Raw genomic sequence first — 20,678 nt, forward strand, 5'->3', positions numbered from 1 at the left:
AATTTCCCCCGCAAGGGGGAAGATCAGCAGCTTCAACCCTCAGCTCACCACGCGCAGGTTCGAGAGCTCGTTTGCGATTTCCTTGAAATTGTCGGACAGCGTGGCGCCGGTCGCGTTCCAGAACAGTTTTGCAGGCTTGCTCGGGTCGGTCGGATCCTTGCGGAAGCGCGAGTCCGACGAGCACGTCTTCAGTGCCTCCATCGCGCTCTTGTCGCCGGCGTCGGTCGTCGACATGTCGAGCGCCACCGTCATCACCATGATGTTGGCCGCCTTGGCGTTGTTGCACAGCGTCGCCATCTGCTCGTTGAGCGCGGCGGTGTAGTTGCTCGACGAATAGTTGAGCTGGCCGATGGCGCTCGACGTGCCGCCGAACAGGCGGGTGACCGCAGTGCCGTTGTAGCCGACGCCGGTATAGCCATAGCCGGCATAGGTCGACTTGTTGCCGGCGGGGTCGGAACTCACCGTCGAATAGGTGTTCTCGCCGTCGGTGAGCACGATGACCACCTTGTCATTGCCTCGTTCCGTCTCAGGACGTCCTCCTGTGAAAGGCTCCGTGCTGGAGACGGTGCGCCAGCCCCAGGCCATGCCTTCCGGCACATTGGTGTTGCCGTTGGGCGCCATCAGGTCGATTGCTGCCTTGATCTTGGTCAGCCCGGCGGCGTTGGCGACGTCGGTCAGCGGTGTGATCGGCGTGGTGGTGCAGCTGTAATTCGGACCTGCACCCGTCCCCAGCACCGGAGCATTGATCGGCCGTGGCTGGAAATACTTGGCCATGTTGGACTGCCTGGTCTTGCCGGTGGTGCTCGCCGGATCGTCGTTCCACCAGCTGTTGGCTGCGCCATAGGTCTTGGGGGCCACCTCGTCGGGGTCCTGCGTTATGTACCAATGATTGCCCGGCTCGTCCGGCGCGAACATCGGCACGAACATGGTCGCGGGATCGCCGACGCCGGTGCCGGTGTTGTTCGGTCCGCCGGAGGCCGGCGCGTCGGTGACATTATAGGGGTAGGGACGGACCTCGACGCAGCCCTGCCAGCTGGCGAACGGTCCGTATGTGTCGTTGTAGTCGTATTCGTTGTGGCTGTCCGAGCATGTATGATTGGCGCGATATTTGTCGCAGACCACGCGTTTGCTGCCGACGATGCGCTCGTGGCTGGTGACCACCTTCATGTCGCGGTAGAGCGAGAAGCGGGTCAGCATCTGCCCCTCCTGCTCACCCCAGCCAGTGCCTTTCTTGTACCAGATGCCGCCGATCTTCTGGGCATATTTGTCGGCTGCGTTAAGGGTGGACCAGGCGAAATTCTCATTGTGGATGGGCGACAGCCCGTAGGCGTCGATCCACGACGCGTTGTCGTTGCTGGCGCCGACATTGACCGAGGCGGCGAACGGCACAAGGCTGAACTGGACCGGCTTGTCGATCTGCTTGATCATCGCGGCCTGCAAGGCAAGCGTGTCGACGAGCTGCTTGGCGGCTTGCTTGAGAAGGTCGATGCGCTTTTGTCCGGCACCCGTGCCCGTGTTCGACATCGACCCCGAATTGTCGAGCACCATGGCCACTTCCAGCGTGTTCTTCAGCCGGACTTGCGAACACACGGAGTAGGTGACGTTTTCCGACGTCCTGCCGATCAGCATCGCCGCTGCCGGCAGGAAATAGGGCTTGTAGACCAGGCTGGCGCACAGCTTGACGATGCCGCCGCCGGTCGTGCTGCTGGGCAGCGTAACGCTGAGCGTCGTGTCGGCGGGATCGACGTCGTTGAGGTTTGCCTTGAAGAAGTCGAGCGCATAGGCCCGCAACTGGTCGTCGGTGGCGCCTTCCACCAGCCGGCGCGCGGTGGCGAAGTTGGCGGCGTCGAGCGCGTTGACCACCCTCTGCTTCTCGCTGACCACGCCGGTGTAGTCGACGGCCATGGCCACGCCGCCCATCAGTGGCACCATCGCCACAACGGTCATCAGAGCGTAATTGCCGCGGCGGTCACGCCAGAAGTCACGCCGGAATGTGCGCCAGAGTTCACGCATGTGATGTAAGCGGCCCCGCCTGCGGATTCTTCAATGCCGCCACAGTTTCACAAAACGTTGAAGGACGGGTTTGGGAAACTGCTCGATTGCGCGGATAGCGCTTCACCAGGCGCTAACCAAATGCGCCAGTTGCCGAACGCAAAACGCCCCGCCGAGGCGGAGCGCCTTGTTCGAAAGATCGCGCCGATCAGCTGACGATGCGCAGGTTCGACAGTTCGTCGGCGATTTCCTTGAAACTTTGCGACAAGGTGGCGCCGGTCGCGTTCCAGTACAGCTTCGCCGGTTTGCTCGGGTCGGTCGGATCCTTGCGGAAGCGCGAATCCGAGGAGCATTTCTTGAGCGCATCTATGGCAGTCTTTTCCGCCGGCTTGGAACTAACAAGGTCGAGCGAGACGGTCATCAAGAGAATGTTCGAATTCTTCGCATTGGCGCAAAGGGTTTGCATCTGCTCGTCAAGCGCGGCCGTGTAGTTGGTCGCCGTATAGGTTGTCTTGGCGACGGTCGTGTTGACGAACAGGCGGGTCGCAGGCTCCACTGGCTTCGGAAAATTAGGGCCGGTGTAGCCATAGGCGGCGTAGGTCGATCCATTCTTGGCGTAGTTGCTGGTCATGTCGTTGCTGGGGCCGATGCTATAGGTGTTTGCGCCGTCGGTCAGGACGATGACCACTTTGTCGTTGCCTCTTTCGGTGTTCGGCCGGCCTTGCGTAAAAGGCTCGTTGCTCGACACCGTCCGCCAGCCCCAGGCCAGCCCTTCCGGCACGTTGGTGTTGCCCGTCGGGGCCATGGCATTGATGGCATCCGTCAGGATTTTCTTGCCATCGGTGGTGGTTATGTCCTGCAACGGCGTGATCGCGGCGGTCGTGCATGCCGAATTGGGTCCATCATCGGCCGCAGCGGCTGCTGCGTCCCAGGGCTTTGTCAGAAAATACTTGCGCATATCCGCCTGGCGTTTGGGGACAGTCAGCGTGTCGGAATAATCGATCCACCAATTGTTGGCGTAACCCCACGTCGATGTGCTGGTGCGAGTTGTGTCGGTCCAGAAATTGCCAGCTTCGTCCGGCGCGAACATCGGCACGAACATGGTGGCGGGCGTGCCAGTGGTCGGCGACGTGTCGTCGTCATTATAGGGATACGGCCTCGCCTCCACGCAGCCCTTCCAGGCTTCGTATTTGGCGACGACGGAGGTCTTGCAAGTGCCGTTCGAGTTTTTCTTCGTACAGGTCGTTGCCATCATGTCCTGATAGAGGGTGAAACGCGTCATCTCCTTGTCTTTGTCAGTGCCCCAGCCCGTGCCGCGCTGGTAGTAAACGCTGCCTACTTTTTCGATCCATTTGGTGGCATTTGCCGCCGCTGTCATCGTCGACCAATCGAAGTTCTGATGATGGATCGGGGAAATGCCGGTCGTGTCCAGCCACGTCGGCAATGGAGCCGGGGGGATCGGAGCGCCGACATTGACCGACGCAGAAAACGGGACCAGCGAGAACTGCACCGGCTTGGTCACCTGCTTCATTTGTGCGGCCTGGAGCGCCATTGTATTGACAAGCTCGGTCGCGGCCTTCTTGAGCAAATCTATTCGCGGCTGGCCGGTGCCGGAGCCGTTGGTGCTCATAGAGCCGGAATTGTCGAGCACGAGAGACACTTCCAGCGTGTTTTTGAGGCGGATCTCCGAGCATGCCGATGTTGTGACGTCGGCGGCGGTTCTTCCGATCATCATGGCCGCTGCCGGCAGGAAATAGGGGTGGTACGTCAATTCGGCGCACAGCTTCAGCGTGCCACCACCTGCGTTGTTGTTGGGAAGCGTCACCGTCAGGGCCGTATTGGCTGCTTTGACGCGGCCGAGATTGGCTTCGAAGAAATCCTTCGCATAGGCCTTGACTGCCGTGTCGGTCGCCCCGGTGACGATCTGCTGTGCCGTGGCAATCCCGGCGGCATCCAGCGCGTTCAGCATGTTCTGCTTTTGGCGCAAGAGATCGGTGTAGTCGATGGCAAGCGCCAGCGCGCCCATCAAGGGCACCATGGTGATCACTGTCATCAAGGCATAGTTGCCGTGTCTGTCGTTCAGAAATCTGCGGATCATGCCTTCAGCACCCCTGCCAGGACCCCAATATCGGTCCGAAGATGCCCACAAAATCGTTAAATTTCAGGTTGCTGAAATGCGTTCAACATGGGCCCATCTTTTCAAGGCTCGTTAACCACTCGGCCCTGGTGATCAGCGGTGCGACATTGTTTCGATAGACCGAAGCTCGGAGAAGGGTGGTTCCTGCCTGTGCAACCTTCGATCAGCCGTTGCGCAACAGCCTGGCAAGTGCCGAAAAGCTGGTGACAGGATGAAACGCTTCGGTTAATGCGGGGCCGGTTGCGGCGGACCGTCGGCTGCAGCTCTCGCAATGATCGTCACAGCAGGTAAACGGCATGGCGGATTCGCCTGATATCATCGGCTCGCTCGCGGATTTGTCGGGCGCCTACTCGGCCATCCTGTGCGATGTCTGGGGCGTGATCCACAATGGCGAATGGCATTTTCCGGCGGCTGCCGAAGCGCTTGCCGCCGCGCGTGCGGCGAAGGTCCCGGTCGTCCTGATCACCAACTCGCCGCGCCGCAATGCCGATGTGGTGGCGCAGATGAATGCGATCGGCGTTCCCGCCGCCGCCTACGACCGCGTCGTGACCTCAGGCGATGTGACCCGCGACCTTATCGCCGAAGGCCCACGAAAAATCTTCCATATCGGCGCCGACCGCGATTTCACCCTCTATGACGGTCTGGACGTCGAGCTCGTCGAGGAGTTCGAGGCCTCCGGCGCGGTCTGCACCGGGCTGTTCGACGACGAGGTGGAAACGCCTGAGGATTACGCCGATCTGCTGCGCCGGCTGCGCGCCAGGAACCTGCCTTTCATCTGCGCCAATCCCGACATCGTGGTCGAACGCGGCGAGCGCATGATCTGGTGCGCCGGCGCCTTGGCGCGCGACTATGCCCAGCTTGGCGGCCGCACGCTGATCGCCGGAAAACCTTATGCGCCGGTCTATGACGTAGCGCTGCGGGAGGTTGCCGTGCTTCTAGGCCGAGACGTCGCGCGCACCGAGGTGCTGGCCATCGGCGACGGCATGATGACCGACGTCAAGGGCGCCGCCGACAACGGCATCGACGTGCTTTACGTCTCGGGCGGCATTCACGCGCGCGACTATGGCGATCCCATGCAGCCGGACCCCGCCAGGCTTGCAGCCTTTCTGCAAAAGCACGGCTACCGGCCGGTCGCCGTCATTCCGAGACTGCGGTAGGGTTGCTGCATGAGCGCAGCTTTCGAACACATTTCAGCAACCGCGCCGCTGCCGCCGCATTTGCGCGGCGGCGTGGTGGCGATCGGCAATTTCGACGGCGTCCATCGCGGCCACCAGGCGGTGCTCGATCGCGCGCTTGCCGAAGCCGGGCGGCGCGGCGTGCCGGCGCTAGTGCTGACCTTCGACCCGCATCCGCGCAAGGTGTTCAGGCCCGATATGCCGCTGTTCGTATTGACGCCGCCGCCGATGAAGGCGCGGCTGCTGTCGCATCTGGGCTTTGCCGCAATCGTCGAACAGCCGTTCACGCGCGCCTTTGCCGGCCTGTCGGCCGAGGCTTTCGTGACCGATGTGCTGGAGACGAACCTCGGCATCACCCATGCCGTCACCGGCTTCGATTTTCACTTCGGCAAGGACCGGCAGGGCGGTCCTGCGTTTCTGATGGCGGCAGGCGAGCGCCATGGTTTCGGCGTCACCCTGGTCGACGCCTTTCGCGACGAGGGCGCCGAGGTGGTGTCGTCGAGCCGTATCCGCGAGCTGCTCTGCGAGGGAGAGGTCGCCGAGGCCGCAGGCCTGCTCGGCTACCGCTTCACCGTCGAAAGCGAAGTGATCGGCGGCCAGCAGCTCGGCCGCACGCTCGGCTTCCCGACAGCCAACATGAGGCTTTCGCCGGAAACGACTCTGAAGGAAGGGATTTATGCCGTCCGCTTTCGCCGCGCCGACGGCACGCTCTATGATGGTGTCGCCAGCTTCGGGCGTCGCCCGACTGTCGACGACAATGGCGCGCCGCTGCTCGAAACCTTCGTCTTCGACTTTGCCGGCGATCTCTATGGCGAGATCTGCGACGTATCGCTCTTCGGCTTTTTGCGTCCCGAGGTGAAGTTCGATGGGCTCGATGGGCTGGTGGCACAAATGAAGCGCGACGAGGCGGAGGCGCGCGCGCTGCTGGCCGGCGTCAGGCCGCTTTCGGATCTGGACGGCGCCATCGCTTTTTGAGCCTTCCGGCCGCTTACCTCTTCAAGCCCCTACTTCTTCAACGCCAGTCCGAGAGCGATGAAGCTCCAGCCCTGGAAGATCAGGTCGATGGCCAGGAACAGGCCGAGCACCCACAGGCTGTTGACCGGCCAGCCCATGGCGATGGTCAGCCCCGCCAGCACGCTGATCAGGCCTGCCGCGACGACCCAGCCCCAGCCCTTTTCCGGTCGGTGGCTATAGCCGACCCAGGCCCTGAGCGCGCCTGAAGCGACCAGCGCCACCGCCAGCAGCAAGGTCAGCACCGTCGAGGCCAGCAGCGGATTGTCGAAGGCAAAGAAACCGGCAACGGCATAAAGCAGGCCGCTGAGCAGCCAATAGAAGAAGCGACTCCAGGTCTTCACGCCGAAGGCATGCACGATCTCGATGATGCCGGCCATCAGCATCAGCCAGCCCACGACATAGACCGAGGCGACGGTGGCGATGAACAGATTGCCGAAGGCAATGCCGCCGAAGATGAGCAGCAGCACGCCGAGCGCGACGAACCACCCCCATTTGTCCCGTGTCCGGCCCATCGCATCTTTCAGGGTATCACCGTGCAGGGTCATGGCTGCATCTCCTCGAAATCGCCTGGCACCTTGCCGGGAGGTTAGCCCCGGCTGTAGCGGACGTCCAGCCGATGGCGACGGCTAGCAAACAAACAAAGCGTCGGTGGCTTGAGGTTCGCGCGTATGTGTCAATTTATGGCAGCCCACCCAGTCACAAGGACGAGGACAAGCGTGACGATCGCTCCAGAGACGTAGACGATCGTTCTGACACTGCCACCCTTGGCGGCATTGCCGCCGCGTAGGTAAACCCCTAGGTGAAGCAGGCGTATCGCCACATGAACCCAGACAATGGTCGCCAACGTGGCCGACCCAACGCCAACCATCATGGCCAGCACCGCCGGGACGACAAAAGGCGCCAGCGCCTCGACCGAGTTCATATGCACGCGGTCGATCCTGTAGAGGAGATTGGCGTCGTCGGCCGGGATCACCGGACCGGAAAGCGCTCCGGCAAATCCCTTGGACGAACCCGAGTAAACCGCCAGCGCGACTGACAAAAGACAGAGGATCAGTACACCGAGGATGCTTAGCCAATAGGGTTCCATAGTTGTGCTCCTTCAGGTCACTTTGCCGGCAAAAAGATCTTGGAATCGCCTGAGATACAGCGGCCAGCCTTGATCACCGTCAATCCCAAAGCGCACGCCTTCCCAGCCTTCGCCATGACGTTCGAGATTGCGATGCTCGATCTCGACGCGGGTCCGGCTATTCGTCTCCGCCGTAAACCGGACTTCCCACTCGCTGGTCCTGTCCGGATTGGTCTCGATCTGCCATTGAGGGCTGATATCCCAACTCAGAAGCAGTCGGTTCGGCGGCTCGTAGGCCAGCAACCGTGCCCAGCGGCACTCGCTGCCATCCACACCGCGGTCGTAGACGTGACCGCCAACGCGGGGTTCGAAGATCGTCTCCGCGATCGGCACCGCAAGCAGGTTATGCTCTTTGGGTTTGAAACTGCCGAAGTCCTCGGTGAAGACCTTGAAGGCATGTGCGATCGGAGCCTCGACAAGGATGGAGTGCCTCACGGGCGGTTGATGTGTGCTCATTCCTGCTCCTTCAAGGGCTGTTCGACGACCACTTTGTAGGCCGCCAAGGTCTTGCTCCAGAACCGGTCGAGTTCGGCGCGCAGGCTGGCCAAGCCTTCCGGTTCGACCCGGTAGATGCGTTGCTTGCCTAGCCGTGTGTTGGCCACGAGGCCGGCGTCCTTGAGCACCTTCAGGTGCTGCGAGACCGCCGGCCGGGTGACAGGAAGCGCACGAGCCAATTCCCCGACCGAACAGGGTTGTTCGACCAGCAGTTCGAAGATCGTCCGCCTGGTCGGGTCGCCAAGCGCGGTCCATCTGTTCATGTTAGTCTGCACTAACGCGAATTTAGGCAAATTCGCTATTTCTGTCAACTCGCCACAGGCCCGGCGGCGCCCTGTTCAAATGGGCCACAGCGCAAAAAACAGGGTCGCAGTTGCCGCCACTGCTGTAGATTTTAAGTCAAATTTTACCGAACCGGCGCCATGGCTTTGGCTGCCGGGTGTTCTCTCCGTTTTGTTTCGCGTATGGGGGTGATGATGGGTATTGTCTGGGCGATTCCGCTGTTTCTCGCCTCGGCGCCGCTCACTGTGTCCACCGCCAATGCGGGCGAGGGTGCCTTCGGCTGGATGTCCGGCGACTGGTACCTGACGCTTGGCGCCACCGGCATGGTCGCGCCGAAATTCGAGGGCTCCAACAGCTATCTGCTCAGCGCATCGCCGATCATCTCACTGGGCAAGGCCGGCCCGGCCGCGCGCTTTACCTCGCGCAACGACAACATCTCGCTGGCGCTGGTCGACGATGGCGGCGTCCGCGCCGGCCTGACCGGAAAATTCCTGTTTTCCCGCGACAGCAAGGATGAGCTCAAGGGCCTCGACCCGGTGCGCTGGGGCGGTGAGGTCGGCGGCTTCTTCGAAATCTATCCGACGGACTGGCTGCGCGCCCGCGCCGAACTGCGCCATGGCATTCGTGCCCATGATGGCTTTGTCGCCGACATCGCCGCCGATGCTTTCTACGACGTGACGCCGACTGTCAGAATTTCGGGCGGACCACGCGTGTCCTTTGCCTCGTCGGGCTATTTCGACTCTTATTATGGTGTCAACGCCAAGGAGGCTGCGGCCTCGGGCCTGAGCGAATACCATCCTGGCGGCGGCCTGAAATCGACCGGCCTTGGTGGCGCCATCACCTGGAAGGTGACCGATCCGATGACCGCCAGCCTGTTCGGCGAATATGCGCGCCTGATGGGCCCGGCCGCCGATTCCAGCCTGGTCAAGGAGCGCGGCGACCGTAACCAGTTCACGGTCGGCGTCTCGACCACCTATCGCTTCGACTTCGCGATGTAAGTGAATCGAACAAGAGACGCTTTATTCCTGCGGCTTTCTCGGCTAAAAGCCCGGCAATGACGAGCTTTTCGCGCCTTCGCGCGCTGACGATACGAATTACAGGCCCGGTGTTCCGGGCGGCCTGAGCGCCGCCGGAGCCGCCGGGAGTTTTGCGCGCCCCCTCGCGCTTTTTCCAAATCATGATAGTTCACGCCCGAGCTTTTACGCCCGCCGGGCAATGCACATGGCAGACCAATGACCGACACTGTTGAAACGATCGACTATTCCAAGACGCTTTACCTGCCGCAGACGGATTTCCCGATGCGCGCCGGCTTGCCGGAAAAGGAACCGCTGCTGGTCAAGCGCTGGCAGGATATGGACCTTTACGCCAAGCTGCGCGAGGCGGCCGCCGGCCGCGAAAAATACGTGCTGCATGACGGCCCGCCCTACGCCAACGGCAACATCCATATCGGCCACGCGCTGAACAAGATCCTCAAGGACGTCATCACCCGCTCGTTCCAGATGCGCGGCTATGACTCCAATTACGTGCCCGGCTGGGACTGCCACGGCCTGCCGATCGAATGGAAGATCGAGGAACAGTACCGCGCCAAGGGCAAGAACAAGGACGAGGTGCCGGTCAACGAGTTTCGCAAGGAATGCCGCGACTTCGCCGCGAACTGGATCACGGTGCAGGGTGGCGAGTTCCAGCGGCTCGGCGTTGTCGGCGACTTCAAGAACCCCTATACGACGATGGCTTTCCACTCGGAGTCGCGCATCGCCGGGGAGTTGTTGAAGTTCGCCATGTCGGGCCAGCTCTATCGCGGCTCCAAGCCGGTAATGTGGAGCGTCGTCGAGCGCACCGCACTGGCCGAGGCCGAGATCGAATACCATGATTATGAGAGCGACACGATCTGGGTGAAGTTCCCGATCGTCGGCGCTGGATCAGGAAGAACTGTCACGACACCCGAGTTGGGTGGCGCTTGGGAAGCTATCAAGGAACTGAGGGATGCCCACGTCGTCATCTGGACGACAACCCCGTGGACGATCCCCGGCAACCGTGCCGTCAACTATTCGTCACGGATCGGCTACGGCCTTTATGAAGTTACCGCAGCCGAAAATTCGTTCGGTCCACAGCCCGGTGAAAAGCTGATCTTTGCAGATGCGCTTGCCGAAGACTCTTCGGCCAAGGCCAAGGTCACCTTGAATCGCCTTCGCAGCGTTTCGGTCGAAGAGCTTGGAAGCCTTACACTTTCACATCCCTTCAAAGGTCTCGGCGGCGGCTACGAATTCGCCGTGCCGATGCTGGCCGGCGATCATGTCACCGACGACGCCGGCACCGGCTTCGTCCACACCGCGCCCGGCCATGGCCGCGAGGACTTTGATGCCTGGATGGATGCGGCATCGGATTTGCGCGCACGCGGCATCGACCCTGCCATCCCCTTCACTGTAGATGATGCCGGCTTCTTCACCAGGGACGCGCCGGGTTTTGGCCCGGATCGCGAAGGTGGCGCCGCGCGTGTCATCGACGATAACGGCAAGAAGGGCAATGCCAATCAGGCGGTCATCGACGAACTGATCAAGCGCAACGCGCTGTTCGCGCGCGGCCGGCTGAAGCATTCCTACCCGCATTCCTGGCGGTCGAAGAAGCCGATCATCTTCCGCAACACGCCGCAATGGTTCGTCTATATGGACAAGGACCTCGGCGACGGCACGACGTTGCGCAGCCGTGCGCTGAAGGCGATCGACGACACACGCTTCGTGCCGGCGGCCGGCCAGAACCGTATCCGCGCCATGATCGAGGAACGCCCGGATTGGGTCTTGTCGCGCCAGCGCGCCTGGGGCGTGCCGATCGCCGTCTTTGCCGATGAGGACGGCAACGTGCTGAAGGACGAAGCCGTCAACCAGCGCATCATGGATGCTTTCGAACAGGAAGGCGCCGACGCCTGGTTCGCTGCCGGCGCCAAGGAGCGTTTCCTCGGCAATCACGATGCCTCCAAATGGAAGCAGGTGATGGACATCCTCGACGTCTGGTTCGATTCGGGCTCGACGCATGTCTTCACGCTGGAAGACCGTCCGGACCTGAAATGGCCGGCCGACGTCTATCTCGAAGGCTCCGACCAGCATCGCGGCTGGTTCCACTCCTCGCTGCTCGAAAGCTGCGGCACCAGGGGCAGGGCACCTTACGACACCGTCGTCACCCATGGCTTCACCATGGATGAGGAGGGGCGCAAGATGTCGAAATCGCTCGGCAACACCGTCGTGCCGCAGGACGTCATCAAGCAGTCCGGCGCCGACATTCTGCGGCTATGGGTGGTGACGACCGACTATTGGGAAGACCAGCGTCTCGGCAAGAACGTGCTGCAGACCAACATCGACGCCTACCGCAAGCTCCGCAACACCATCCGCTGGATGCTGGGCACGCTCGCCCATGACGATGGCGAGGAGGTGCCGCTGGACAAGATGCCGGAACTGGAGCGGCTGATGCTGCATCGGCTGGCCGAGCTCGATGAGGTCGTGCGCTCGGGCTACGACGCGTTCGAGTTCAAACGCATCACCCGCACTTTGCTCGACTTCATGGTGGTCGAGCTGTCGGCCTTCTATTTCGACATCAGGAAGGACGCGCTCTATTGCGAAGGACCCGCCAGCGTGAAGCGCAAGGCCTCGGTACAAGTGGTGCGCCACCTCTTCGACTGCCTGGTGAAATGGCTGGCCCCGATGCTGCCCTTCACCACGGAAGAAGCTTGGCTCGACCGTCATCCGGATGCTGTCTCGCTGCATCTCGACCAGTTCCCCGAGATTCCGGCCGACTGGAAGAACGAGGCACTGGCGGAAAAATGGCGCAAGGTGCGGCAGGTCCGCCGTGTCGTCACCGGCGCGCTCGAGATCGCACGCGCTCAGAAGGTCATCGGTGCCTCGCTGGAAGCCGTGCCGGTCGTGAGCCTCGACGATGCCACGCTTGAAGCCGCGATCGCCGATGTCGACATGGCCGAGATGGCGATCACCAGCGATCTCGTCATCGCCCATGGCAAGGCGCCGGAAGGCGCCTTTGCGCTCGACGATGTCAAAGGTGTCGCGGTGGTGGTCGAAAAGGCCGAGGACCGCGGCTTGGTCAAATGCGCGCGTTCGTGGCGCTATACCGCCGATGTCGGGCAGGACGTGGAATTCCCCGACGTGTCTGCCCGCGATGCCGCCGTGCTGCATGAACTCAAGGCTCTGGGACGTTTGTGAGTGCTCAAAGCCGGTGCACAAATGCCACGGCGGGCGGGTGAAAAGCGCCCGCGCGTTGCCCTTAACGAGTGGTTGAGATAAACACGCGAAACTCCGGAAGACAAATTGTCGCCGGAATTCCGTCGCAAGAGCGTGGACGATGGGGACCGGGGCCTTTGGCCGGTGACGATCGAGAGGCTGTCTAGAGTGGGACTTTTTGGCATGATCGACAGAACTTCCGTGCGCGTTGTGCTGCTGGCGCCGCTTGTCGCGTCCGGCCTCGCTCTGTCCGGTTGCATGGGTTCGCCGACCTACGGCACCGACAAGACGGCTGGCGAGCAGCTTGCCGGCGACCTTTCCGGCGCCTTCGCCATCACGCCCAAGCACAAGGAACAGATCGACTACAGGCCTCGTCCGGAGCTGGTAAAGCCGGCGCCGGGGCAGAAGGAAGTGCTGCCGCCGCCTCAGGAAAGCATCGAGACGGCGAGCACCGATTGGCCCGAATCGCCCGAGCAGCGCCGCGCCCGCCTGCGTGCCGACGCCACTGCCCACCAGGACGACCCGTCCTATCAGTCGGGGATCGTCGACGACGTGCAGACCGATCCGGCTTCCGTGAAGAAGGCGCTGGCGGATTCGGGCTCAAGCCACCCGCCGGCCTGGTCGCCGAAGGATTCAGACAAGGGCCGCGCCGCCGAGATCCAGCGCCGCACCGCAGAGCAAAAGCAGGGCGATCCCAACACTCGCAGATACCTGAGCGAGCCGCCTCTGGCCTATCGAGCTGCCTCCGACACGGCGCCGCAGGGCGAACTCGGCGAGGATGAATACAAGAAGGAACGCCGCCTCAAGAAGGAAGCGGCCGCCAAGGGCAAGAGCGGCGGGCTCTTCGACTGGCTGCCCTCCTGGTAGGAACCGTCGCCTTCGGTAGCTGAAGGCTCTACGTTTCGCGTCTTTCCCGAAAGAAGTCCCTGAGCAGCAGCGCCGCATCGGCTTCGGCCATGCCCGGATAGATGTCGGGCGTATGGTGGCAGGTCGGCGAAGCGAAGAAGCGCACGCCGTTGACCACCGCGCCGCCCTTCTCGTCGGCCGCGCCGAAATACAGCCGGCGCAGCCTGGCGAAGGAAATGGCGCCGGCGCACATGGCGCAGGGTTCCAGCGTCACATAGAGGTCGTGGCCGGTCAGCCGCTCGCTGGAGAGCGTTTGACAGGCCGCGCGGACGGCCAGCATTTCGGCATGCGCCGTCGGATCGGCAAGTTCGCGGGTGCGGTTGCCGGCGGATGCCACCACCGTGTCGCCGCTGGCGATGACGGCGCCAACCGGAACTTCTCCGCGCAAGGCGGCGGCTTGCGCCTCTTTCAGCGCCAGCGCCATGAAATCCGGCCGCTTCACGCGGTTTCCATTCCGATTATCTCCTCGCCACTTGGCGGTGATCCTGTTATGGAGCGCGTCAACCCGAATATCGGAACAGATTTTCGGAAATGATCATGCGCCAAATCAAAGTGCTATAGCGTCCTTTGCGCGTCCGAAAGGATGCGCCACGCTGTAGCAGCGCAACAAGGCAAAGGCCACATGGACGACAACGACAAGAAATCTCCGCGCCACAAAGGCCCGGGCAAAAGCGGCCCTGGAGCCGCGGGGCCGCGCCGCGATGGCGCCGCCGGCAAAAGCGGCAAACCCTCCTTCGGGGCCAAGAAACCCTATTCACCGCGAGGCGCCCGGCCCGCAGCGGCTGAGGGCGAGCGGCCCAAGCACGATTTCAAAAGTGGCGACCGGCCATTCAGCAAAGGTCCGCGTTCCGAAGGCAAGCCCTTCGAAAAGCGCGAGGGACCGCGCAAGCCATATGCACCACGCGGTGACCGGCCGATGGCAGCCGAAGGCGAGCGCAAGCCGTATGAAAAGCGCGAAGGGCCGCGCAAACCCTATGCGCCGCGTGGGGATCGCCCTATGGCGGCCGAGGGTGAACGCAAGCCGTATGAAAAGCGCGAGGGGCCGCGCAAGCCTTATGCACCGCGCGGCGATCGGCCGGTTGCGGCCGATGGCGAGCGGCCAAAGCGCGATTTCAAGGGCGGCGATCGGCCGTTCAGCAAGGGGCCGCGTCCCGAAGGCAAGCCTTTCGAAAAGCGTGAAGGGCCTCGCAAGCCCTACGCACCGCGTGGCGATCGGCCTGCTTCCGCCGAGGGCGAAAAGCGTTTTGACCGGCCAAAGCGCGATTTTGGCGATCGCCCGCAGCGCGACGCCGGAGATCGTCCCAAGCGTGACTTCAGCGATCGCCCCAAGCGCGATTTCGGTGGTGACCGGCCGCAAGCATCTGGCGGCGCCTTCAAGCCGCGCCCGCGTCCGGCAGATGCGGAAGAAGCCGGCGAGCGTATCGCCAAGCGGTTGGCCCGCGCCGGCCTGGCGTCGCGCCGCGACGCCGAAGACCTGATCGCGGCGGGCCGTGTCAAGGTCAACAACCGGGCTTTGACCTCGCCGGCCTTCAACGTCATGCCGGGCGACATCATCCATCTCGACGGCATGGAGATCCCGCCGATCGAGCGCACCCGCCTGTTCCTGTTTCACAAGCCTGCCGGCGTCGTTACCACCAACCGCGACCCCGAGGGCCGCAAGACCGTGTTCGACGTGCTGCCGGCCGAATTGCCACGGCTGATGACCATCGGCCGCCTCGACATCAACACCGAAGGCCTGCTGCTGCTCACCAACGATGGCGGTCTGTCGCGCGTGCTCGAACTGCCTGCCACTGGCTGGCTGCGCCGTTACCGCGTGCGCGTTCATGGCAAGGTCGAGGAAAGCATGCTCGCAGGCCTGCGTGAAGGCATTGCCGTCGACGGCGTCTTCTACGGCGCCATCGAGGCGACGCTCGATCGTGAACAAGGCACCAACGCCTGGCTGACGATCGGCCTGCGCGAAGGCAAGAACCGCGAAGTGAAGAACATCCTTGGATCGCTCGGCCTCGACGTGACGCGGCTGATCCGTATCTCCTACGGACCGTTCCAGCTCGACGATCTCGCCGAAGGCCATGTGCTGGAGATCAAGGGCCGCGTCTTGCGCGACCAGCTCGGCGAGCGGCTGGTCGAGGAATCCGGCGCCAATTTCGACGCCGAGATCATCAAGCCGTTTTCCAACCAGCCGGTGCGGCGAGAGCGTGACGCGGAGCCGGAACGGCCGAAAGTCACCCGCGAGGGCGACCATCGGCCGATCGGCGAGGGCGGTCTGATCAAGAACCGCAAGCGCCGCGAAGGCAGCCGCGACGAAGCGCTCGGCAAGCTGTCGACCAGTCCCGAAAGGGGCGCGAGGCCGGAAAAGAGCTTTGGCGAACGCGGCCCGAGACCCGAGCGCAGCGAGTTTTCGGACAAGCCGCGCAGCGAGTTTCGCGAAAAGCCGCGCGGCGATTTTGGCGACAAGCCCCGTGGGGGCTTCGGCGACAAGCCGCGCGGCGCCTTTGGTGACAAACCGCGCGGCGGCAAGAAGCCCGAGCGCGAGCAGCGGCCGATCGATCCGCCGGGCCAGCGCAAGGCTAATGTCTGGATGGCGCCGGGCGCGCGTCCGATCGGCAAGGGCAGGGCGGAAGCCGATGCCGCCAAGGCGGCCGAGGCCAAGGCGCGCAAGGCGTCGTTCAAGCCGTCCTATGGCAAGCCGTCCTATGGCAAGCCGGGCGGAGCCAAGCCGTTCGGCAAGCCGGGTGGCGAGCGTCCGGATGGCGGTCGGGGCGGCGAGCGGCCACGCAACGGTCCCAAGGGCCCGAGGACCAGATGATGCCGGGACTTAAATGAGATCCGGCCTTAAATGAGACCCGGGCATAAATGAGAATCGTCGGCGGCCAATTTCGCGGGCGTCCGCTGGCGACGCCGCGCGACCATGCCATCCGCCCGACGACCGACCGCGCCCGCGAGGCCGTCTTCAACGTGTTGGCGCACCGCTTTGCCGACAAGCTCGACGGCGCGCGTGTGCTCGACCTTTTCGCCGGCACCGGCGCTCTCGGCCTCGAAGCGCTGTCGCGCGGCGCTTCCTATGGCGTCTTTATCGAAGAATCGGCCGAAGGGCGCGGCCTGATCCGCACCAATGTCGAAGCTTTTGGCCTTACCGGCCGCACCAAGATCTTCCGCCGCGACGCGACCGCCCTGGGTGAGGCCGGTACGCTTGCGGCATTCGGCCTGGTCTTCGCCGATCCGCCCTATGGCAAGGGCCTTGGCGAGCGCGCCCTGCGCTCGGCCAGGGATGGCGGCTGGCTGCTGCCAGGCGCGCTGTGCGTGGTCGAGGAAGCCGCCTCGGCGCCCTTCGAGATTGGGCCGGAATTCTCGGTGGTTGATGAACGAAACTACGGCGAGACGGTGGTCCGGTTCATCGAGCTTGCGTAAGGGTGGAGCGACCGGCGCCTTCAAAATGACGCACAATTCACTTTGCCTCCGCGGCTAACCTTGCCTATCGTCGCGCGATAACAACCGGAGCCATCAATGAGATCTCATACTGAATGGCTGCGGAGAGCCTTGCTCGCCACCGCGCTGACCATGGCCGGCCCGGCCCTGGCCGCGGACGATGGCAAGGTGGCCAACTTCCTGCTCGACAATGGCATGGAGGTGGTGGTCATTCCCGATCACCGCGCCCCCATCGTCACCCATATGGTGTGGTACAAGATCGGCAGCGCCGACGAGCCGCCAGGCAAGTCCGGCATAGCGCACTTCTTCGAACACCTGATGTTCAAGGCCACGACCAACCACGCCGCGGGCGAGTTCGACCGCGCCATATCGGCCATCGGCGGCTCCAACAACGCCTTCACCTCCTATGACTACACTGCCTTCCACGAGACGGTGGCGCCCTCGGCACTCGGTGAGATGATGAGCTTCGAGGCCGATCGCATGCGCAACCTCATCTTGACCGACGAGGTCATCAAGACCGAGCGCGACGTGATCCTGGAAGAGCGCCGCTCGCGCATCGACAGCAATCCGCAGGCGGTGCTCGACGAAGAGGTCGACGCGACGCTCTGGCAGAACCAGCCCTACCGCATTCCGGTGATCGGCTGGATGCAGGAGATGGAGCAGTTGAACCGCACCGATGCGGTTGCCTTCTATGACAAATACTACCGGCCCAACAATGCGGTGCTGATCGTGGCCGGCGATGTCGAGCCGGAGGTCGTGAAGGCGCTGGCTGAAAAAACCTATGGCAAGGTCGCGCGCGGTCCCGACCTGCCCCCGCGCATCCGCCCGGTCGAGCCGGAGCAGAACACCAAGCGGACGGTGACGCTCACCGATGGGCGCGTTTCGGTGCCGAGCTTTTCGACGCAATGGGTGGTTCCGTCCTACCACACGGCAAAACCCGGCGAGGCCGAGGCGCTCGACCTGCTGGGAGAGATCCTTGGCGGCGGCAGCCGCAGCAGGCTCTACCAGCAACTCGTGGTCAAGCAAGGCATCGCATCGGCGACCGGCGCCTTCTTCCAGGGTACGATGCTCGACGCCACCAATTTCACCGTCTATGGCGCGCCGCGCGGCGACGCCAAGCTGAGCGACGTCGAGGCGGCCGTCGAGGCCGAGATCGCCCGCATCGTCAAGGACGGCGTCACCGCCGACGAGCTGGAGAAGGCCAAGGCCCGCTATATCAGGGCCATGATCTTCGCCCGCGACAAGCAGGACGAGATGGCCAATCTCTACGGCGCCGAGCTCGCCACCGGCGGCAACGTCAGGGATATCGAGGAATGGCCGGACCGCATTCGCAAGGTCACCGCCGATGAGATCAAGGCGGTCGCCGCACGCTATCTGCTGCTCGACCGTACGACGACCGGCTATCTCTTGCCGCAGCAACAGGCTGGGAATTGATGATGACGAGATTGAGCGTTAGCGCTGCCCCTCACCTGCCTGCCGGCATCCTCTCCCCCTATAGTGACGGGGAGAGGGGCGCTGTCATCGTCGATTTCGCCAACCATCAGCGTCGTAAGAAGAGCGCCAGCGTCGCGGCGAGACCCCTTCTCCCCGTCACTATACGGGGAGAAGTGCCCGGCAGCGCGATGAGGGGCGGAGCTGACCTTGGCGATCAATGGCCTGATGCGATTGCTGATAGGCGCATCGCGGTTCTCCACGCCCTCGCCACACTGTTCCTCGGCATCTTCTTCCTCATCCTGCCGGCGCTTGCCGCGCACGCGATGGACATCCAACCGGTGACCTCGTCAAAGGGCGTCAATGCCTGGCTGGTCGAGGACCACTCCATTCCGATCATCGCCATCCGCTTCGTCTTCGATGGCGGCTCGACGCAGGATCCGGCGGGGCGGGAAGGGTTGGTCAATCTGATGACCGGCCTGTTCGACGAGGGCGCCGGCGACCTCGACAGCGAGGCCTTCCAGATCAAGCTTGACGATGCCGGCGCAGAGATGGGCTTCGAAGCGGCGCGCGACGGCACCTATGGCGCGATGCGGATGCTGGCCGAGCAGAAGGATGCGGCCTTCGACCTGCTCAGGCTGGCGGTCACCAGCCCGCGCTTCGACCAGGCGCCGATCGACCGCATCCGCGCCCAGATCCTGTCCGGCATCATCGCCAATGAGCGTGACCCCAACACCGTCGCGCAAACCAAATGGCTGCGCGCGATCTATGGCGAACATCCGTATTCCAGGCCCGACCAGGGCACCAAGGACAGCATCGCCACCATCACGGCAGCGGATCTGGCTGCCTTCCACAAGGCCAATTTCGCCCGCAGCGGCCTGCATGTTGCGGTGGTCGGCGACATAGATGCCGCGACGCTGAAACGGAAGCTCGATGAGGTCTTCGGCGATCTGCCGGAAAAGCAGGTGCTGCAACCGGTTGCCGATACCGAGCTGAAGCTCGGCCAGCAGCTCGAGGTCGACTACGACCTGCCGCAGACCTCGCTGCAGTTTGCCTACCCCGGTGTGAAGCGCGATGCGCCGGATTTCTTCCCCGCGGTGCTGATGAACCAGATTCTCGGCGGCGGCACCTTCACCTCGCGCCTCTATGACGAGGTGCGGGAAAAGCGCGGCTTGGCCTACTCCGTCGATTCCAACCTGGTCGACCACCAGCATTCCAATGCGCTGATCATCACCACGGCGACGCGTTCCGACCGCGCCGCCGAGACGCTCGCCATCGTCAAGGAGGTGGTCAAGAAGATGGCGCAGGAGGGGCCGACCGAGGCCGAGCTGGACGCGACCAAGAAATACATGGTCGGCTCCTATGCTATCAGCAATCTGGATTCTTCCAGCGCCATTGCCGCGACCCTGGTGGAATTGCAGCTCGACAATCTCGGCATCGACTACGTGCAGCGCCGCGCGGCGCTCATCAACGGCGTGACGCTCGATCAGGTCAAGGCAGCGGCGAAGAAGCTGCTGACGCCGGCGCCCGCGATCATGAGCATCGGGCCGAAGCTGGAGTCCAAATGACAGGTCCGACTTTCGGTATCGCCTTTGGCGGCGGCGGCGCGCGCGGCCTCGCCCATATCCACATCGTCGAGGCGCTGGACGAGCTCGGCATCAAGCCCGTGGCCATCGCCGGCTCCTCGATCGGCGCCATCATGGGCGCCGGCATGGCCTCGGGCATGAGCGGAAAGGACATCGAGGACTACGCCCGCTCGATCCTCGGCCGCCGCGCCGAGGTGGCGGCGCGCATGTGGCGCTCGCGTCCCGGCACCATCGCCGAGGCGATGCAGGGCGGCATCCGCGTCAGCCAGTTCAACATAGAGCGCATCTTGAAGGCGTTCCTGCCGGAAGCCATCCCGGAAACCTTCGCCGAGCTGATGATCCCGCTCAAGGTGACGGCGACGGACTATTTCGGTCACAAGCTGGCCGTCTTCGACGAGGGCGACCTGCATTCGGCGCTCGCCGCCTCGGCTGCCATTCCCGCCGTGTTCCGCCCGGTGACGCGCGACGACCGCGTGCTGATCGACGGCGGCATCTACAATCCGGTGCCGTTCGACCTCATCGAAGACGCCGCCGACATCATCATCGCGATCGACGTCGTCGGTGCGCCGAGCGAGGCCGAGCGCAAGCACCCGACCACCGTCGATCTGATGTACGGCGCCACGCAATTGATGATGCAGTCGATCATCGCCCACAAGCTGAACCAGCGCCCCCCCGACATACTGATCCGCCCGCCAGTGTCAAAATACCGCGTGCTCGATTTCATGAAGATCGACACGCTGCTGGCCGAGACGCAGGAGGTCAAGGACGAACTGAAGCGCGAGGTGGAAAGAGTGGTCGAGGCGCATGCCAAGGGCAAGCGGGGGAAGAAAGCAGGGTGAGTTGCCGATCTCCCCCCTCGAGGGGGAGATGGCCGGCGGACCAGAG

General features: G+C 63.3%; 17 protein-coding genes. 10 read left to right on the top strand and 7 right to left on the bottom strand.

Going from position 1 to position 20,678, the window contains the following annotated elements:
* Positions 1-39 precede the first annotated feature (39 nt).
* The gene (locus NKH35_RS10815) at positions 40-2,013 is read right to left on the bottom strand and encodes a pilus assembly protein (RefSeq protein WP_023705732.1); all 1,974 of its coding nucleotides are present in this window, start codon (positions 2,011-2,013) and stop codon (positions 40-42) included.
* A 187-nt stretch (positions 2,014-2,200) separates the two neighbouring features.
* Positions 2,201-4,090: a pilus assembly protein TadG-related protein gene (locus tag NKH35_RS10820; protein ID WP_352914414.1), complete on the bottom strand. Its 1,890-nt coding sequence runs from the start codon at positions 4,088-4,090 to the stop codon at positions 2,201-2,203.
* A gap of 335 nt (positions 4,091-4,425) precedes the next feature.
* On the opposite strand from NKH35_RS10820, the gene NKH35_RS10825 reads away from it, so the two are divergent.
* Both NKH35_RS10825 and NKH35_RS10830 read left to right on the top strand, forming a co-directional pair.
* The gene (locus NKH35_RS10825) at positions 4,426-5,286 is read left to right on the top strand and encodes a TIGR01459 family HAD-type hydrolase (protein WP_023671533.1); all 861 of its coding nucleotides are present in this window, start codon (positions 4,426-4,428) and stop codon (positions 5,284-5,286) included.
* 9 nt (positions 5,287-5,295) lie between these two features.
* A complete protein-coding gene (locus NKH35_RS10830) occupies positions 5,296-6,279 on the top strand; it encodes a bifunctional riboflavin kinase/FAD synthetase (RefSeq protein WP_352914417.1) in 984 nt (327 codons plus the stop codon).
* 29 nt (positions 6,280-6,308) lie between these two features.
* On the opposite strand, the gene NKH35_RS10835 is transcribed toward NKH35_RS10830, so the two are convergent.
* From NKH35_RS10835 to NKH35_RS10850, 4 genes are all read right to left on the bottom strand, one after another.
* Positions 6,309-6,863 carry an HdeD family acid-resistance protein gene (locus NKH35_RS10835; RefSeq protein WP_352914420.1) on the bottom strand — a complete coding sequence of 185 codons (555 nt, stop codon included), beginning with the start codon at positions 6,861-6,863 and terminating at the stop codon, positions 6,309-6,311.
* A 128-nt stretch (positions 6,864-6,991) separates the two neighbouring features.
* A complete protein-coding gene (locus NKH35_RS10840) occupies positions 6,992-7,405 on the bottom strand; it encodes an MAPEG family protein (protein WP_023671536.1) in 414 nt (137 codons plus the stop codon).
* Between the two features lie 12 nt (positions 7,406-7,417).
* Entirely contained in the window at positions 7,418-7,900 is a 483-nt protein-coding gene (locus NKH35_RS10845) for an SRPBCC family protein (protein WP_352914423.1), read from the bottom strand.
* Positions 7,897-8,202 carry an ArsR/SmtB family transcription factor gene (locus tag NKH35_RS10850; protein ID WP_023689559.1) on the bottom strand — a complete coding sequence of 102 codons (306 nt, stop codon included), beginning with the start codon at positions 8,200-8,202 and terminating at the stop codon, positions 7,897-7,899. The genes NKH35_RS10845 and NKH35_RS10850 overlap by 4 nt, the downstream gene beginning before the upstream one ends.
* A 213-nt stretch (positions 8,203-8,415) precedes the next feature.
* Between NKH35_RS10850 and NKH35_RS10855 the strand changes: the two genes are divergently transcribed.
* The 3 genes from NKH35_RS10855 to NKH35_RS10865 all read left to right on the top strand — a co-directional run bounded on the left by NKH35_RS10855 (position 8,416) and on the right by NKH35_RS10865 (position 13,311).
* The gene (locus tag NKH35_RS10855) at positions 8,416-9,219 is read left to right on the top strand and encodes a MipA/OmpV family protein (protein WP_352914463.1); all 804 of its coding nucleotides are present in this window, start codon (positions 8,416-8,418) and stop codon (positions 9,217-9,219) included.
* A 234-nt stretch (positions 9,220-9,453) separates the two neighbouring features.
* Positions 9,454-12,426: an isoleucine--tRNA ligase gene (ileS, locus tag NKH35_RS10860; protein WP_352914426.1), complete on the top strand. Its 2,973-nt coding sequence runs from the start codon at positions 9,454-9,456 to the stop codon at positions 12,424-12,426.
* A 201-nt stretch (positions 12,427-12,627) separates the two neighbouring features.
* Complete coding sequence (locus tag NKH35_RS10865) at positions 12,628-13,311, top strand: hypothetical protein (RefSeq protein WP_352638804.1); 684 nt, start codon at positions 12,628-12,630, stop codon at positions 13,309-13,311.
* A gap of 28 nt (positions 13,312-13,339) precedes the next feature.
* Here the strand turns inward: NKH35_RS10865 and NKH35_RS10870 are convergent, their stop codons facing one another.
* Positions 13,340-13,792 carry a nucleoside deaminase gene (locus NKH35_RS10870; protein WP_352914429.1) on the bottom strand — a complete coding sequence of 151 codons (453 nt, stop codon included), beginning with the start codon at positions 13,790-13,792 and terminating at the stop codon, positions 13,340-13,342.
* A 180-nt stretch (positions 13,793-13,972) separates the two neighbouring features.
* Between NKH35_RS10870 and NKH35_RS10875 the strand changes: the two genes are divergently transcribed.
* The 5 genes from NKH35_RS10875 (at position 13,973) to NKH35_RS10895 (ending at position 20,632) form a co-directional block, all read left to right on the top strand.
* Entirely contained in the window at positions 13,973-16,156 is a 2,184-nt protein-coding gene (locus NKH35_RS10875; RefSeq protein WP_352914432.1) for a pseudouridine synthase, read from the top strand.
* Between the two features lie 47 nt (positions 16,157-16,203).
* Positions 16,204-16,758: a 16S rRNA (guanine(966)-N(2))-methyltransferase RsmD gene (gene rsmD / locus NKH35_RS10880; protein WP_023671544.1), complete on the top strand. Its 555-nt coding sequence runs from the start codon at positions 16,204-16,206 to the stop codon at positions 16,756-16,758.
* Between the two features lie 96 nt (positions 16,759-16,854).
* Positions 16,855-18,210 carry a M16 family metallopeptidase gene (locus NKH35_RS10885; protein ID WP_352914435.1) on the top strand — a complete coding sequence of 452 codons (1,356 nt, stop codon included), beginning with the start codon at positions 16,855-16,857 and terminating at the stop codon, positions 18,208-18,210.
* A gap of 188 nt (positions 18,211-18,398) precedes the next feature.
* The gene (locus NKH35_RS10890; protein WP_352914437.1) at positions 18,399-19,775 is read left to right on the top strand and encodes a M16 family metallopeptidase; all 1,377 of its coding nucleotides are present in this window, start codon (positions 18,399-18,401) and stop codon (positions 19,773-19,775) included.
* Positions 19,772-20,632: a patatin-like phospholipase family protein gene (locus NKH35_RS10895; protein ID WP_023694766.1), complete on the top strand. Its 861-nt coding sequence runs from the start codon at positions 19,772-19,774 to the stop codon at positions 20,630-20,632. The genes NKH35_RS10890 and NKH35_RS10895 overlap by 4 nt, the downstream gene beginning before the upstream one ends.
* The last annotated feature ends 46 nt before the right edge of the window (positions 20,633-20,678 follow it).

The organism is Mesorhizobium sp. M1143, assembly GCF_040318435.1.
In the GTDB taxonomy this organism is placed as follows: domain Bacteria; phylum Pseudomonadota; class Alphaproteobacteria; order Rhizobiales; family Rhizobiaceae; genus Mesorhizobium.

What these genes read in the sequence shown, in the direction of transcription:
- NKH35_RS10895 (WP_023694766.1), top strand. Translation starts at nt 19,772, where the DNA reads ATGACAGGTCCGACTTTCGGTATCGCCTTTGGCGGCGGCGGCGCGCGC.
- NKH35_RS10865 (WP_352638804.1), top strand. Translation starts at nt 12,628, where the DNA reads ATGATCGACAGAACTTCCGTGCGCGTTGTGCTGCTGGCGCCGCTTGTC.
- NKH35_RS10850 (WP_023689559.1), bottom strand. Translation starts at nt 8,202, where the DNA reads ATGAACAGATGGACCGCGCTTGGCGACCCGACCAGGCGGACGATCTTC.
- NKH35_RS10890 (WP_352914437.1), top strand. Translation starts at nt 18,399, where the DNA reads ATGAGGGGCGGAGCTGACCTTGGCGATCAATGGCCTGATGCGATTGCT.
- NKH35_RS10845 (WP_352914423.1), bottom strand. Translation starts at nt 7,900, where the DNA reads ATGAGCACACATCAACCGCCCGTGAGGCACTCCATCCTTGTCGAGGCT.
- NKH35_RS10855 (WP_352914463.1), top strand. Translation starts at nt 8,416, where the DNA reads ATGGGTATTGTCTGGGCGATTCCGCTGTTTCTCGCCTCGGCGCCGCTC.
- NKH35_RS10825 (WP_023671533.1), top strand. Translation starts at nt 4,426, where the DNA reads ATGGCGGATTCGCCTGATATCATCGGCTCGCTCGCGGATTTGTCGGGC.
- NKH35_RS10840 (WP_023671536.1), bottom strand. Translation starts at nt 7,405, where the DNA reads ATGGAACCCTATTGGCTAAGCATCCTCGGTGTACTGATCCTCTGTCTT.
- ileS (WP_352914426.1), top strand. Translation starts at nt 9,454, where the DNA reads ATGACCGACACTGTTGAAACGATCGACTATTCCAAGACGCTTTACCTG.
- NKH35_RS10835 (WP_352914420.1), bottom strand. Translation starts at nt 6,863, where the DNA reads ATGACCCTGCACGGTGATACCCTGAAAGATGCGATGGGCCGGACACGG.
- rsmD (WP_023671544.1), top strand. Translation starts at nt 16,204, where the DNA reads ATGAGAATCGTCGGCGGCCAATTTCGCGGGCGTCCGCTGGCGACGCCG.
- NKH35_RS10820 (WP_352914414.1), bottom strand. Translation starts at nt 4,090, where the DNA reads ATGATCCGCAGATTTCTGAACGACAGACACGGCAACTATGCCTTGATG.
- NKH35_RS10830 (WP_352914417.1), top strand. Translation starts at nt 5,296, where the DNA reads ATGAGCGCAGCTTTCGAACACATTTCAGCAACCGCGCCGCTGCCGCCG.
- NKH35_RS10875 (WP_352914432.1), top strand. Translation starts at nt 13,973, where the DNA reads ATGGACGACAACGACAAGAAATCTCCGCGCCACAAAGGCCCGGGCAAA.
- NKH35_RS10885 (WP_352914435.1), top strand. Translation starts at nt 16,855, where the DNA reads ATGAGATCTCATACTGAATGGCTGCGGAGAGCCTTGCTCGCCACCGCG.
- NKH35_RS10815 (WP_023705732.1), bottom strand. Translation starts at nt 2,013, where the DNA reads ATGCGTGAACTCTGGCGCACATTCCGGCGTGACTTCTGGCGTGACCGC.